The sequence below is a fragment of the Arenibacter hampyeongensis genome (assembly GCF_002909255.1).
In the GTDB taxonomy this organism is placed as follows: domain Bacteria; phylum Bacteroidota; class Bacteroidia; order Flavobacteriales; family Flavobacteriaceae; genus Arenibacter; species Arenibacter hampyeongensis.
Window position 1 is genome coordinate 92,687 of record NZ_PIOB01000005.1, and the last position, 14,243, is coordinate 106,929.

10 protein-coding genes are annotated in these 14,243 nt (G+C 39.2%); 6 read left to right on the top strand and 4 right to left on the bottom strand.

Features of this window, described 5'->3' with window-relative positions; all coding sequences use genetic code 11:
- Positions 1 to 432 precede the first annotated feature (432 nt).
- Positions 433 to 1,251 carry a helix-turn-helix domain-containing protein gene (locus CWD91_RS13660; RefSeq protein WP_103441524.1) on the bottom strand — a complete coding sequence of 273 codons (819 nt, stop codon included), beginning with the start codon at positions 1,249 to 1,251 and terminating at the stop codon, positions 433 to 435.
- A gap of 348 nt (positions 1,252 to 1,599) precedes the next feature.
- Here CWD91_RS13660 and CWD91_RS13665 point away from each other — a divergent pair, with 348 nt between their 5' ends.
- Positions 1,600 to 3,855 (top strand): ligand-binding sensor domain-containing protein, encoded by a 2,256-nt coding sequence (locus CWD91_RS13665; RefSeq protein WP_103441525.1) that lies wholly within the window; start codon positions 1,600 to 1,602, stop codon positions 3,853 to 3,855.
- A gap of 13 nt (positions 3,856 to 3,868) precedes the next feature.
- Here the strand turns inward: CWD91_RS13665 and CWD91_RS13670 are convergent, their stop codons facing one another.
- On the bottom strand, positions 3,869 to 5,377 hold the full coding sequence (locus CWD91_RS13670; RefSeq protein ID WP_103441526.1) for a sulfatase: 1,509 nt from the start codon (positions 5,375 to 5,377) through the stop codon (positions 3,869 to 3,871).
- Positions 5,378 to 6,171: 794 nt separating this feature from the next.
- Here CWD91_RS13670 and CWD91_RS13675 point away from each other — a divergent pair.
- The 3 genes from CWD91_RS13675 (at position 6,172) to CWD91_RS13685 (ending at position 10,995) form a co-directional block, all read left to right on the top strand.
- A complete protein-coding gene (locus CWD91_RS13675; RefSeq protein ID WP_239985781.1) occupies positions 6,172 to 7,701 on the top strand; it encodes an arylsulfatase in 1,530 nt (509 codons plus the stop codon).
- A gap of 253 nt (positions 7,702 to 7,954) precedes the next feature.
- Positions 7,955 to 9,382 carry an arylsulfatase gene (locus CWD91_RS13680; protein ID WP_103441527.1) on the top strand — a complete coding sequence of 476 codons (1,428 nt, stop codon included), beginning with the start codon at positions 7,955 to 7,957 and terminating at the stop codon, positions 9,380 to 9,382.
- Between the two features lie 17 nt (positions 9,383 to 9,399).
- Positions 9,400 to 10,995 carry a glycoside hydrolase gene (locus tag CWD91_RS13685; RefSeq protein WP_103441528.1) on the top strand — a complete coding sequence of 532 codons (1,596 nt, stop codon included), beginning with the start codon at positions 9,400 to 9,402 and terminating at the stop codon, positions 10,993 to 10,995.
- Positions 10,996 to 11,019: 24 nt separating this feature from the next.
- Here the strand turns inward: CWD91_RS13685 and CWD91_RS13690 are convergent, their stop codons facing one another.
- Positions 11,020 to 11,697 carry a LytR/AlgR family response regulator transcription factor gene (locus CWD91_RS13690; RefSeq protein WP_192877671.1) on the bottom strand — a complete coding sequence of 226 codons (678 nt, stop codon included), beginning with the start codon at positions 11,695 to 11,697 and terminating at the stop codon, positions 11,020 to 11,022.
- Positions 11,684 to 12,718 carry a sensor histidine kinase gene (locus tag CWD91_RS13695; RefSeq protein ID WP_103441529.1) on the bottom strand — a complete coding sequence of 345 codons (1,035 nt, stop codon included), beginning with the start codon at positions 12,716 to 12,718 and terminating at the stop codon, positions 11,684 to 11,686. Before CWD91_RS13695 ends, CWD91_RS13690 begins: the two co-directional genes overlap by 14 nt.
- Before the next feature lie 191 nt (positions 12,719 to 12,909).
- Between CWD91_RS13695 and CWD91_RS13700 the strand changes: the two genes are divergently transcribed.
- Together CWD91_RS13700 and CWD91_RS13705 are read left to right on the top strand one after the other, a co-directional pair.
- On the top strand, positions 12,910 to 13,200 hold the full coding sequence (locus CWD91_RS13700; RefSeq protein ID WP_103441530.1) for an EF-hand domain-containing protein: 291 nt from the start codon (positions 12,910 to 12,912) through the stop codon (positions 13,198 to 13,200).
- Between the two features lie 36 nt (positions 13,201 to 13,236).
- On the top strand, positions 13,237 to 14,238 hold the full coding sequence (locus CWD91_RS13705) for a YHYH protein (RefSeq protein ID WP_103441531.1): 1,002 nt from the start codon (positions 13,237 to 13,239) through the stop codon (positions 14,236 to 14,238).
- Positions 14,239 to 14,243: the final 5 nt, after the last annotated feature.

Sequence of the window (14,243 nt, forward strand, 5' to 3'; positions counted from 1 at the left end):
AATTAATTTCCTAAAATTTTGGATGGGAATCGGATAGGTACTAAACAATAATGGTCTAAAAAAACAGGCAGGCCTTAATTAGAATATTGTATGGTTGTTTCTAGATTAAGAATGCTAATTCAAATAAAAATCAACGTTACATGTACCCTTAATTTTTTATTGGTGGTTGACCTGCCTGTAAACTATATTTCATACAAAAAGCTTAAACAATTAAGCCTGTAAATTAGGTGAAAATATTTTTATTTTCTTGTACAGATGCGACATAATTGGCTAGGCTTTAGCGGAATGCAAAACTTGAAGAATTCCATTTTAATATATCGCCCTTTTCCACGCCAAGAAGTCATAGGCTATCAAAGATGGATGTTGACTTAGGTCGTGAAAGGGATACTTTTGCATTAAGGATTAAAGAATAGCGGTCTATTACTTTTGGGATTATCGTCTTAGCAGGTAATTAATGAAATCCATATCCAACTCCGCTATGCTGTTTGGTGAAACCTTTAGATATTCTTTTACATAACGTGACATGTGCGATTGGTCAAAATATCCGGCTTGAACGGCCAATTCAGACCAAGTAATCTCGGGCTGGGCCTGTAAAAGATTGATCAAGCATTTAAATTGATAAATTTGGGTGTATACTTTTGGGGATAATCCTATCATCTTCTTAAAATGCCTTTCCAAGGTTTTTCTTTGGTAATGACAACTTTGTTCAATTTCCTTTATGGAAACTCCGCCTTTATTGATATGGATATAATCCAGGACACTTTTAATGTTATCTATTTCTTTCCACATAGTATTTAAACCTAGAAAAAAATTATTCAATACTCTGATTTGTTGGTCGTTGTTTTGATCCTCCTTTAATTTACCCAACAGCTTATCGGCTTTCTCTTTGCCTAGAAAGTCAATTAAGGTCATAGATTTGTTTTTTAAGGTAGACATTTCGGTCCCAAACAGTTCGTGCATACCGAGAGGCTGGAAGAAAATCATAATTGTCTTAACGTGGCCAATGAATTGCCCATAAACCGGATAGGTAACTTGCCCGGTAACCACAGCGTTTTCTGTAAAGAAATCTTCTCCCTCTAGTTTTGCGATGACATTATTCTGAGTGTTTATGGTTTGGATAATAATTCCACTTAATCCTAAGGGAGGGGAAAAATAGGGTTCGTTGACCCCTTCCGGGATTTCCAATATACCATAGCTGGCAATGTATTCCTGCAATTCCGGATGAGGAAGATAAGTGGTTGGTTGCGTCATATGTATTTTAAAAGCTGATATTACTTCATTGAAATATGGACAAAATAGTCAGGAATAATGTCAATTAACACATGTTCTATACTAAAATACCAATTTAAAACAGCAATCGTCAATAATATTATTCAAATACGGCTTAGCCTGTTGTTTGTATATGAGAGTGCCTTGGGGTTTTTTAATACAAGTTTTTGATTAGCTAGGATTAACAGGAAACTTGTATTAATTTGTATCCCTGCTTTGGGAGGCTTAAAATTATATGTAAATATATGGACATCAATAAATTAAGGGAATTTATAATATCCGTGGCCACCATTCCTTCTCATTGAATGCCAAATCAACAAACTACCAGCAATGAAAAAAATCATTTTCTTTCTATTTCTTATTCCTATTCTATCGTTTGGACAAAATAAAAATATAGGAGCCGAATCAATTGCAAACCTTAAAGCATCTTATGTAGACAGACCCTTTGTTCAAGAATATCATGAAGGGTATAGTGTAGATGAAAATAGCGAAGATGCCAATAATGTAAGGGCAATTAAACCAGCACTGGACGGAACTATTTGGATTGCCACGAAAAACGGAGTCTATCGGAAAAGTTCAAATTCAAAAGAATGGAGTTTGGGGGTAATTGGCGAGGATCAAGGTCCTGCCTACGATGTAGAAATTGATAGGGATCAAAACGTTTGGATGGCCACTTGGAATGGGGTTTACAGGTATAGGGACGGCAATGTCGAAAAAATGGAGGGACCAAAACCACCGCTCTCGAAAATAGTATCGACAAATGAAGGTGTATATGCGATGGGACCATACGGGATCTGGTTGTTTAAGGATAAAAACTGGCTAAAAAAGGAATATAAAACAGCGAGGAGTATCCGCACGGCACTTTCGGATAACAATGGTGGTCTGTGGATAGGTACAGATGTGGGGCTATACCATTGCAATGATGAAGGAACCAAGGTATATCAAGCAAACAATGATCTTATCAGCGCCTATATCAGGGGAATGGATTTTGATCAAGAGGGAAACTTGTGGGTTGGCGGTTTGGGTGGGGTTTCAATTAGAAACCAAACAACCAAAATAGGAGAAAAACGGCCTAAAGACGGTATAACAAATTCCAACGTAAATACCGTTGCAAAAGCCCCCGATGGCAGAATGTGGGTAGGATCGCAATATGGGATTACTAGATTTGTCAAAGGAGAAGAAGCATATTCGGTACGGGTAGGAAGACGTTGGCTTGTATCTGACGAAGTTAGGGATATAGCCTTTGATAAAAATGGAAATGCCTGGATAGCTACATCCAATGGAGTAAGTGCTATAAAACAGCGACAGATGACGCTTGCCGAGAAAGCAGATTATTTTTACGACCAATTAATACGACGCCATGTACGGGAACCATGGATTATTGCTAGGTCAAAATTGGTCACGCCAGGTGATACCACAACCATTGAAGCTGAGGATGACGATAATGACGGCGAGTTTACCTCCAACTACTTGGCCATGGAATCCTTTAGATATGCCACCACTAAAGATCCTGAAGCTAAGGATAGAGCAAAAAAGGCTTTTAATTTTTTACATCTTTTAAGGGAAGTGACGGGTGATGATGGTTTTTTTGCAAGGACCATTATTCCCGTTTCCTGGAATCAATCGCATGATATGAACCGGACTTACACAGCGCGTGAACTGGCGGAGGAAATAATTGAGAATCCCAGACAAAAACCGGTTGAAAAGCGTTGGCATGTTTCCAAGGATGGAAAATGGAAATGGAAAGGCGATACTAGCAGTGATGAAATTTCCGGACATTTATTCGGGTATTATTGTTACTATAACTTAGTGGCAGATGATAATGAAAAGCAGCGGGTAGCGGATCATTTTAGCAAAATTATGGACCACCTGATCCGGAACGACTTTAACCTGGTGGACGTAGACGGGACCCATACCAAATGGGGTGTTTGGTCCCCTAATATTCTGAACCATGATCCAGATTGGTCCCCAGAAAGGGCATTGAATTCCTTGGAATTGCTTGCTTTCCTAAAATTCACCTATTATGTTACAAAAAAAGAAAAATATCAAAAAGAATATTTGAAATTGATAAGGGAAAAAGGGTATTTGGAAAATGCAAAAATGTTGCACAATACCAATCCTTCATGGGAAACTTATTTTGATATCTTCTTGTCTTTGTATATGTATCCAACCCTGATCAATTATGAAGATGACCCAGATCTAAACAGGGAGTACCACGACCATTTGAATCAATGGTTCAATAAACATAAAGAGGCAAAAAGTCCACTCGTTAATTTTACGTATAACCTACTTACAAGAGGTTCCGATGAGCTGGATAATTCCATAGATTTTTTAAGGGATGCCCCCTTGGATTTGGTTGATTGGTATATAGATAACGCGAAACGTGAGGATCTAAAAGTGGTGCGGCAACCCATTTTAGAGGAACTTCAAACTGAATTGCGTCCACCAAGTGAATATCGGACCACAAGATGGGATCAAAATCCCTACTTGGCCGTATCTGGAGATCCTGCACAAGAAAAGGAACCGGTATATTGGCTTTTGCCCTATTGGATGGGTAGGTATTTAAATTTGATTAAGGCCGAATAATCATTTTTTCAATCTAAAGATTCCCGGACGTTGATGACTCGAAGTTTCCTATTTGCCTCTCCTGTTTTAAATCCACCTTTTGCATCATTTCTTGTTCAAAAATCGCATCGTATTCAGGGTTTTTTATGGTTGGTACGGGGGCATTATTTTTTGTTCTCCAAGCTTTGAGTTTTTCAAGTAGTTCTTGCGTCTTTTCCGGATAATTATTCACTAAGTTATTATTTTCCCCCGGATCCGATTTTAGGTCATAGAGTTCCAAACGACTGTCTTCAAAATATTCATGCAATTTCCAATCGCCGGAAATAATCACGGAACCAGGTCTTGTTCTAAATAATGGATCGCTGCCTTGATCTTGGACTTTACTGTAGTCCTGTAGATAAATGGGAAAATGAAAGAAAAGGTCTCTTTCTTTTTGGGTTTTGGTTTCCAAAATGGAATTCAGGTCTATACCATCCAGAACCTGGGCTGTTTTCTTAGGGTTTGCTATTTGTTGCAAGGTGGGGTAAAAATCCAAATTGCTTACACGGGCCATAGAGCTCGAATTGGGTTTGACCTTGCCAGGCCATTTAATCACCATTGGAACCCTGATTCCTCCTTCATAATAGGAGCCTTTACCGGCACGTAAGGGGTTTTGTTCGGAAATGGCTCTAATACCGCCATTATCGGAGGTAAATATCACCATAGTATTTTTTTCAAGGCCATTTGCCTTTAGTGAGGAAAGTAGTCTGCCCACGTTTTCGTCCATGGAGCTTACCATTGCGGCGTAGTCCGGTCTATTTTGTCCATCGGATCCTTTTTTGTTCTTAAATTTTTCAATCAGCTCCTCTTTTCCCATTATAGGGGTATGTACCGTATAGAAGGGAAGGTAGAGAAAAAAGGATGTGTCCCTATATTTTTCTACGAAAGAGATGGCTTCTGTGGTAATCCGGTCTGTTAAATATTCCCCGTCGGGTCCATTGGTAATATTATCTATATTATAGGGGGAAAAGTAACCGTCTTTACCAGGGTTCCCTTTGGAACTACCCCCAATATTAACATCTATGCCCTGTTCCTTAGGGTCATTTCCTACGTGCCATTTCCCGAAACTTCCTGTGACATACCCTGCCGACTTCAACATTTGGGGAAGGGTGTATATGGTATCATTAAGGTGGTCCGTATTCTCTATGGGGATCAATTTTCTGGTCTTGGAATTGCCGCGATCCGAAGGACTTACAGTATAAACACCGTGTCTGGGGGTATTGAGTCCGGAAAGCATGCAAGCCCTGCTCGGGGCGCAATTTGCTGCTCCGGAATAGGCATTGTAAAATACCATTCCTTCTTTCGCCAAAACATCCAAATTAGGTGTTTCATAATATTGGCTACCCATAAAGCCCAAATCTTTCCATCCAAGATCGTCCACATTGATCAGAACAATATTGGGAAGTGACATATTCAATGGGTTATCCTTGGAAGGCTTACAGGATAGAATGGTTGTCGCCAAAACTAAGACGATAAGGATGTGAAGGTTTTTTAAATGTTTCATATATGGAAGATATTCTGCAATAAAGATTCGGTGTTTTAACGGATATTGGATCAAATATATCCTAAGTCATCGACTTTAATGACGGATTAAATATCTAAAATAGGGCTCAAATGTTGAAATGGTTCAATATAATTAACATTGTAACTTTTTAAGCAGATTTTTTGCCTTGCGAAGCACTGAGCTAAAATACAAGTCTTTGAAGGCAGACCTCACACATAATCTTTGTCATAAGGTAATCCTGATGATCAGATCCTTAGCTGTAGATCATTTTTTTCATGGCTCCTATCTGTCTCCATCCCATTCATTTGGATATACATCTTAAGTGATAATGGGTTCATCAAGCTAACCTTAATATCCGTACCGAAAAGATATAAAGCTAACTGTTGATGATGACAGCCAATTGCCTTAACCTATCATTGGTCCTTTGACAACAGCTTCGCAAATGATCTAAAACCCCAGTTATCGTTAGTGAACTGCAAATGGCCAGTTACCGAATTATCGATATCAAAACTGTCTTTGGAGATAGCCATTCGAACAAAAATTGTATTTTTATCCATAACCCATAGTTTGGAAAGAGAATAGACTATTTGTAGACAGCATCCTAAAAACGGCCTAAAGAACTGATTGTAATTGAGTAGTGAAAGAGCTGGGATTTTCATTTTTGACCGAATCTCAAGTTCCTGTGGCTATGGTACCAATACGATGCTCCTTTTGTTTTTTCTATTGGATTATTAAGTTAATGGAATATAAACTTAGGACGTTATAAGTAGTGACATAATTTAAACTAAAGTGGGATGAAATCTTCAAATTCCACTGTAATTGATACGAATACTATGACGAAAAAGATATTTAATTTAGGTTTTCTAATACTTATTATATCAGGGACGTATGCATGTAAAAACAAGGGGCAGTTAACAGAGTCATCCAAAAAAGATAGGGCTCAGGAAATGGTTGCTAAGCCGAATATTATATACATATTGGCCGACGATCTGGGTTATGGTGATCTAAGTGCCTACGGCCAGCAGAAGTTTACAACACCTAATATAGATAAGTTGGCTAGGGAAGGAATGCTCTTCACCCAACATTATTCCGGAAGTACTGTATGTGCGCCTTCCAGATCGGCATTGATGACGGGTATGCATACCGGCCATACCTTTGTTCGTGGTAATAAGGAAATTCAGCCAGAGGGGCAATATCCAATACCTGACAATACCTTTACTATGGCTGAAGCCATGAAAAAAGCGGGTTATGTTACCGGTGCATTTGGTAAATGGGGACTAGGTTACCCAGGTTCTGAAGGAGATCCCATGAACCAAGGTTTTGATACTTTCTTTGGATACAATTGTCAACGCTTGGGACATAATTATTATCCTCGTCATTTGTGGGCCAATAATGATTCCTTGGTATTGGAGGAAAATTCAGGGCAGCAAAAAGGGGTTTATGCCCCACAATTAATTCATGAAAAGACTTTGAATTTTATAGAATTCAACAAGGACAATCCGTTTTTTCTTTATGTAGCTTCTATTATACCGCATGCCGAATTAGCGGCACCTGAGGAGATCTTAAAAATGTATAGGGGAAAATACCCGCCCGAAAAAGCCTATCAAGGTTTAGATGATGGTCCAGAGTATCGTAACGGTCCCTATGAATCTCAAAAAGAGACCCATGCTGCCTTTGTTTCAATGATCCATATATTGGACAACCAAGTAGGTGAGATAATGGCCAAATTGGAAAAACTTGGAATAGCGGATAATACCATTGTAATGTTTACTTCGGATAACGGACCACATACTGAAGGAGGTGCCGACCCAGATTATTTTGATAGCAACGGTCCTTTTAAAGGAACCAAGAGAGATCTTTATGAAGGTGGTATCCGTGTTCCGCTTATTGTGAAATGGCCAGGGCATGTAACACCAAACACCAGAACCGATCACGTCTCGGCATTTTGGGACGTATTACCCACGTTTTCGAATATTGTAGATATGGAAGTTCCCCCTTCTTTAGATGGTGTTTCCTTTCTGCCAACCCTCTTGGGTAAAGAGAAAGATCAAAAAGAACATGAATATCTGTATTGGGAATTTCATGAGAAAGGAGGTCGACAAGCTATCCGAAAAGGTAATTGGAAAGCAGTGAAGTACAATGTTTTCAGCTCGTCGGATGCACCAATAGAACTTTATGATCTGGATTCCGACTTGGGCGAGGAGAATAATCTTGCAAAAAATTATCCGAAGGTAGTGGAAGAAATGAAAAATATTTTTGAAAATGCCAGGACACCCTCAGAGGTTTTTACATTTGACCAAGGCACCTATTTGAATATAGAATAAAAATTGTTAGTAGTTAAGTTAGTTTTTTAATTGTAAAAGGGGCTTCTGTGTTGGGAAGCCCCTTTATGTTTTTATAATATTTACCCTGACCATTTATTTTTTTACAAATACAAAGTTGGAACCAGTAAATGGGAATATTGGTTAAATTAATATTCTAAATGAATTCACCAAGATAATTAAGACAATGATTAGTTGTCATTGTATATTGCTACTGCAAACGAATTTTTCAATGATCAAATAAAATCCATAAAATATGAAGCGATTAAGAACAATCAGAAAAAGAATACCACTGCTGTTTTTTATCCCATTGTTGGCCTTCGTGGGCAGAGCTCAGGAAACACCTAAAATAGTTCGCGGATTGGAAAAGCCCAACATCGTTTACATCCTTGCAGATGATCTTGGGTATGGGGATTTGAGTTGTTTTGGCCAAAAAAAATTTTCGACACCAAACATTGATAAGCTGGCTAAACAAGGGATGATTTTCACCCAGCATTATTCCGGGTCAACAGTCTGTGCTCCTTCCCGATCTGCATTGATGACAGGGCAGCATACGGGACATACACCAATTAGGGGAAATAAGGCTGTGCCCTTGCCTTCCGAAAGTGTGACAATAGCAGAGATCTTAAAAGAAAAAGGCTATACCACAGGCGCTTTTGGCAAATGGAGTATGGGAAATATTGGGTCTGTAGGTGACCCTTTAAGTCAGGGTTTTGATCATTTTTACGGCTATATTAATCAGACTTTGGCACATAATTATTACCCCTACTTTTTATGGAACGATAGTGAAAAAGTTATTTTAGAGGGGAACAAGGACAAAGCTACTGGTGAATATGCCCCCAATTTGATCCATAAAAAAGCGCTCGACTTTATTGATAAAAATAAAGACAATCCCTTTTTTCTATATTACCCCTCTATCATGCCGCATGCAGAACTTGTGGCACCTAGCCCTTATATGGATAAGTATAAGGGCACCTTGGAGCCGGAGAGTCCATATAACGGGGTTGATGATGGTCCCAAATATAGAAAAGGCCCCTACGCATCCCAAGAATATCCACATGCTGCCTTTGCAGCCATGATAAATGTATTGGATGATCAAGTGGGGGAAATTATGCAGAAGATAGAGAGGTTGGTCTTGACAAACAATACCATAATTATCTTTACATCCGATAACGGACCGCATGAAGAAGGAGGTGCGGACCCGGATTACTTTGACAGCAATTCCATTTACAGAGGTTACAAACGCGATCTGTACGAGGGTGGAATTCGTGTTCCTATGATAGCGAGTTGGCCTAATAGAATTGAAAAAAATACAAAATCGGGCCACATTTCTGCCTTTTGGGATGTCCTTCCAACTATAGCCGATCTTTTGGATATAAAAGTGGACGGGCAATTGGACGGAATATCTTTTTTACCAACGCTAATGGGTAAAAAGAACCAGAAGGAGCATGATTATTTGTATTGGGAATTTCATGAACGCGGAGGTAGACAGGCCTTATTGGCTGGAAATTGGAAATTAATTAGGTATGATGTAAACGCAGCTGGAGATTATGAGCTCTATAACTTAGAGGAAGATCCAAGTGAAACTAGGAATGTTATTAAGGACTACCCCAAAAAAGCCAAAGAACTCATAGAGCAATTAAATAAAAGTAGAACGCCTTCTGAGGAATTTAAATTTAAATAATTGGTTAGAAAGGCAATATGAGGAGAAGTAAATTAATAATGGATGATCAATCCCCTAAATATTTTAAAGCCAAGTTTAATATCATTTTTGCTTGTGCTGTACTTGTTTGCCATTTTGCCTTTTCGCAAAAGAAGGAGATAGTCAAGGTAGTTATTTCTATTGATAATGAATATCAGACCATTCACAATTTCGCAGCTTCCGATGCATGGTCGGCCCAGTTTACGGGCTTGTGGCCAGAAAATAAAAAGAATCAAATGGCCGATTGGTTGTTTAGTATGGAAAACAATACAGATGGGTCTCCAAAAGGAATTGGGCTATCGTCCTGGCGTTTTAATATTGGCGCAGGTAGTGCAGCCCAAGGAAGCGATAGCGGGATAAAAGATCCCTGGAGAAGGGCGGAGGGTTTTTTACAAGACGATGGAAGCTACAACTGGAAGAACCAAGCAGGTCAGCAATGGTTTCTACAGGCAGCAAAAGAACGAGGGGTAGAACAATTCATAGCTTTTGTGAATAGTCCGCCAATACAAATGACAAGGAACAATAAGGCGCATTCGGAGGACGGATTGGCGGCTAATTTATCTCAGGATAAGTATGTGGATTATGGGATGTTCTTGGCAAATTTTCTTCACCATTTTAGGGATAGTCTGGCCATTAATTTTGATTATATAAGTCCCTTCAACGAGCCCCAATGGGAATGGAAAGGCGGACAGGAAGGTTCTCCTTGGAACAATGATGAATTGGCAGCTGCCACAAGGGTAATCGATTCCGTTTTTATCCAGAAAAAAATAAATTCCAAAATAGAGCTTACGGAGGCCGGGGCCATAGACTATTTAACAGGGGAAAAAGAAAAGCATCGCAATAGGAGCAACCAAGTTGAAACATTTTTTAATCCTGGGAGTCCCAACTATTTAGCCAATTTAAAATCGGTGGCCCCAAAGGTTGCTGCACATAGTTATTTTACAACTTGGGATATTCAAAAACTAAAAAGGGAAAGAGAGCGAATCGCCGAAAAGCTGCTTAAGTATCCTTCGTTGGAATATTGGATGAGCGAATACTGTATTTTGGAGAACAATGAGGAGATTAAGGGTAAAGGCCGGGATTTGGGCATGCAGACGGCACTTTATGTGGCCCGACTTATCCATGCCGATCTAACCATTGCCAATGCGAGTGCCTGGCATTGGTGGTTGGCTATGAGCCCCTACGATTTTAAGGACGGACTTATTTATGTGGACAAGGGCACCGAGGACGGCAATTATTACGACTCCAAATTGCTATGGACCTTGGGCAATTACTCTAGGTTTATTAGACCAAGAGCAAAAAGGGTATTTGTGGATTACAAGGGTATCGATGCAGAAGGTAATTTAAAGGATGGGGTGTTGTTGTCCGCTTATAAAAATAAGGATAGGAGCATTGTTATTGTGGTAGTAAATCAACAGGAAAAAGCCATCGATATAAAGCTGAATATGGCATTGCCAAATAAAACGAGGATGAATAGCTACATAACCAACGATTCCTTTAACCTTCACAAAATGGACAAGGGTATTTCAATAAACAACTCGATTGAGATCCTTGGAAAATCGGTGACAACTTTGGTGTTGAATGCCGTGGAATGAATATAAGGATATAAGCCGGGATACCTAAAACAGATTGCTTTTTACCGAATCGAAATAGCTGGCGCTAACTGGAATGGCCACTTTTTCAATAAACACATCCTTTCCCTTCAGGGCACTCACTTTTTTCTTATTAACGATATAGGACCGGTGTACCCTCATGAACAATTCCTTTGGCAGCCTTTTTTCCAAAGCTGTAAGGCTCTGGTTGCTCATAATCTTTCCCTGTGGGGTGTGATAAATGACATATTCGCTATCACTCTCAATATAAAGAATGGAATCAAACCTCAGTTTATGCAGATCGTAGCCTGATTTGACGATAATCGAATCTTCCGACGCTTCCTGATCCGTGTTTGTTTTTATTTTGTTGACCGCCTTAAGAAAGCGTTCAAATGTAATTGGTTTTAGAAGGTAGTCAACGGCATTAAGTTCATAACCTTCAAGGGCATATTCAGAGTAAGCAGTGGTAAAGATGATCTGTGTGGTATCCGGAATCATTTTTGCAAAATCTGTACCTTTAATTTCGGGCATTTGGATATCCAAAAATAGGAGGTCTATTTTTTGTTCTTTTATAACTTTAATGGTGTCCAAGGGATTTTCAAAATCGGCCACCAATTCCAAAAAATTTACTTTTTCAATATAGGTTTTGAGCAGGCTACGAGCCAGTTCCTCATCGTCTACAATTAAACATTTAATCGTCCCCATGCAAATCTATTTGTAGTTGTACTTTAAAAGAAGTTGCTTCTTTCTGAATCTTTAATGTGTGTTTTTTCGGATATAGTATATCCAATCTTTTCTTTACATTTTCAAGGCCTATTCCTCCAAGCTTGTCCTGGTGCATTGGTTCTTTTGGAATGCTGTTTTCAATTTCAAAATTGATTTTTTGGTCGTCGGAAAAGATACTGATTTTTAAAAAGGCATCGGTAATCTTTTCCAAATTACCGTGCTTTAGGGCATTCTCAACAAAGGGAATGAATAGCATTGGCGCTACTTGTACAGCATCGTTTTTAATTTGAAAATCGGTTGTTATGGGATATGTTTTACTGCTTTTAAGGACGTACATGGCCAAATAGTCCTTTATGTAATCGACCTCTTTTCTAAGAGGTACAAAAGCTTGTTCACATTCGTACAGAACATATCGCAGCATATTGGACAAGGTACTTATGCCTTGTTGGGTCTTCTCCGAATTTGTTACGGATAGGGCATAGATATTATTTAGGGAGTTAAATAAAAAATGAGGATTGATCTGGGATTTTAGCAGTTTTAGTTCGGTCTGCAGATTTTCATTTTTATTGCGAATGGTTTCTTCTTCCTTCTTTTGGGCAAACAAAAATGTCTCCACAAAGGTGGCCAGCACATAGGCTATGGACAGCACCAAGAAATGGATTAAAAATTGAGGTGGTGCCTTTGGTCGCACTCCAGGTGGTGGACCTACTTCATGGGTTGGTGTACCTCCTTCTAGCAGTCCCATAGAAGTATTGGAAATAAGGGTTGCACAGAAAACAATCGATATCAAAGAAACGATTGCAAAAAGAACATACTTTTTTTTAAACAAAAGAGCAGGAGCTGTATAATATATTAATACGGCAACAACTACAATTTGCAATATAAATGGTGGTGTATTCCGTTGAAGAAAGAGCACATCATCGGTCATGAGCAACCAAGCCATGAGCCATACGCTGAGCCATAGCAAGATGTGAAAGAGAAATCGTTTTGTTCGGTCCATGATACAAATAAACGGAAATATTTTTCATGCCAGTGCGAAAATGGTGCTTGTATACCCACCTAAATGTAACGTTCACAGTTGTTAATGCGGCTTTGGCTTAAAACTTCCCTTGGTTCGCTGAATGGATCCATTTAACGTTCAACCATTGCTCATCTTTGTAGTCAAAATAGTGAATTCTAAAAACAATAACAATGAAAAAAATGATAGTAAAATCAGCAGTCTTAACAGCGATGGTAACCGTATTTTTTACCGCTAACGTTAACGCACAACAACCTCAAGGCGGACAAGGACAAAAAGAGCGGCCCTCAGTAGATCAAATTTTTAAGGAAATGGACAAGGATGAGGACGGAAAATTATCCAAAGAGGAATTGAAAGGCCCTATCAAAGATGATTTTACCAAGATAGATACAAATGAAGATGGCTACATCACCAAAGAGGAATTAGAAAAAGCTCCCAAGCCCAAAGGGAGGAAACGTGAATAGGATAAGAGCCCAATTGTAAAATTATAAAACAAAAACATGAAAAACTTAATTCCACTTTTATTTATAAGCACCATGCTTTTCATTTCCTGTAATAGTTGCAGTAATGATAGTAGCGATGTTAGCGACGGAACAGATGATAGCGCTACTGTAGATGAGTCTAAGATAGTAAATGTTGATGCCTCCCTATTCCTGACAAGTAATGGATCCGTTACCGTTACAACGGTACCCTGTACACTTTCCGATGGCACGTCGACAGACTGTTATCAGATTGTGGCTACCAGCACACCAGCAGACCATGAAATGGGACCATGGTGTCCGGACAATATATCTGATGATGCCTCGGCAGGTGGAATATGGTTGGAAAATGGGGAAGTGTATGATGTAGATGGTGCGTTTATTGAAAACATGGCCAATTTTTATAACGATAGCACATGGAAAATGTATGATGCTAATGGGGATATATATACCACTGAAACGGAAGATGATTGTGCCAATGCTGCCAACCCGAATGTAGGTGAAGAGTACGAAAATTTTTGTGTGGAATGTTTACCCTCCTATGTTACAGATTTAACACAGACATATTTAATTCCTATTACGCCTGTTAAACAATCGACTTCTACGGATTTTGGTGGATTCGGCCCTCCAGGGATGGGTGGGAACGGACCTTCCCAAAGGGGTGTAGCTTTTAATGGGGTTGTTTTTGATGCTCCGGCACCTACAGACGCCATTTTAGGGGCCTATACTTTAGCGCCTTTTGATGATGCAGGAGGACATATAAATTTAAATGCCGGGTACCATTATCACGCCGCTACAGGTGTATCTACCCAATTAACGCAAGATGATGGGCATTCGGCTATGATCGGTTATGCCATGGATGGGTTTGGCCTATATGCACAATTGGATGCCAATGGGGAAGAACCTACGGATTTGGATGATTGTAGAGGACATACGGATGAGACAAGAGGGTATCACTATCATGTAGCGGCTCCCGGAACAAATAGCTTTATTAATTGTTTAAACGGAGCTTACGCTAATTAATATTA

Excerpts from the sequence above, each read along its gene's own strand:
- CWD91_RS13660 (WP_103441524.1), bottom strand. The coding sequence starts at position 1,251 with ATGACGCAACCAACCACTTATCTTCCTCATCCGGAATTGCAGGAATAC.
- CWD91_RS13670 (WP_103441526.1), bottom strand. The coding sequence starts at position 5,377 with ATGAAACATTTAAAAAACCTTCACATCCTTATCGTCTTAGTTTTGGCG.
- CWD91_RS13695 (WP_103441529.1), bottom strand. The coding sequence starts at position 12,718 with ATGGACCGAACAAAACGATTTCTCTTTCACATCTTGCTATGGCTCAGC.
- CWD91_RS13690 (WP_192877671.1), bottom strand. The coding sequence starts at position 11,697 with ATGGGGACGATTAAATGTTTAATTGTAGACGATGAGGAACTGGCTCGT.
- CWD91_RS13675 (WP_239985781.1), top strand. The coding sequence starts at position 6,172 with ATGAAATCTTCAAATTCCACTGTAATTGATACGAATACTATGACGAAA.
- CWD91_RS13680 (WP_103441527.1), top strand. The coding sequence starts at position 7,955 with ATGAAGCGATTAAGAACAATCAGAAAAAGAATACCACTGCTGTTTTTT.
- CWD91_RS13700 (WP_103441530.1), top strand. The coding sequence starts at position 12,910 with ATGAAAAAAATGATAGTAAAATCAGCAGTCTTAACAGCGATGGTAACC.
- CWD91_RS13685 (WP_103441528.1), top strand. The coding sequence starts at position 9,400 with ATGAGGAGAAGTAAATTAATAATGGATGATCAATCCCCTAAATATTTT.
- CWD91_RS13705 (WP_103441531.1), top strand. The coding sequence starts at position 13,237 with ATGAAAAACTTAATTCCACTTTTATTTATAAGCACCATGCTTTTCATT.
- CWD91_RS13665 (WP_103441525.1), top strand. The coding sequence starts at position 1,600 with ATGAAAAAAATCATTTTCTTTCTATTTCTTATTCCTATTCTATCGTTT.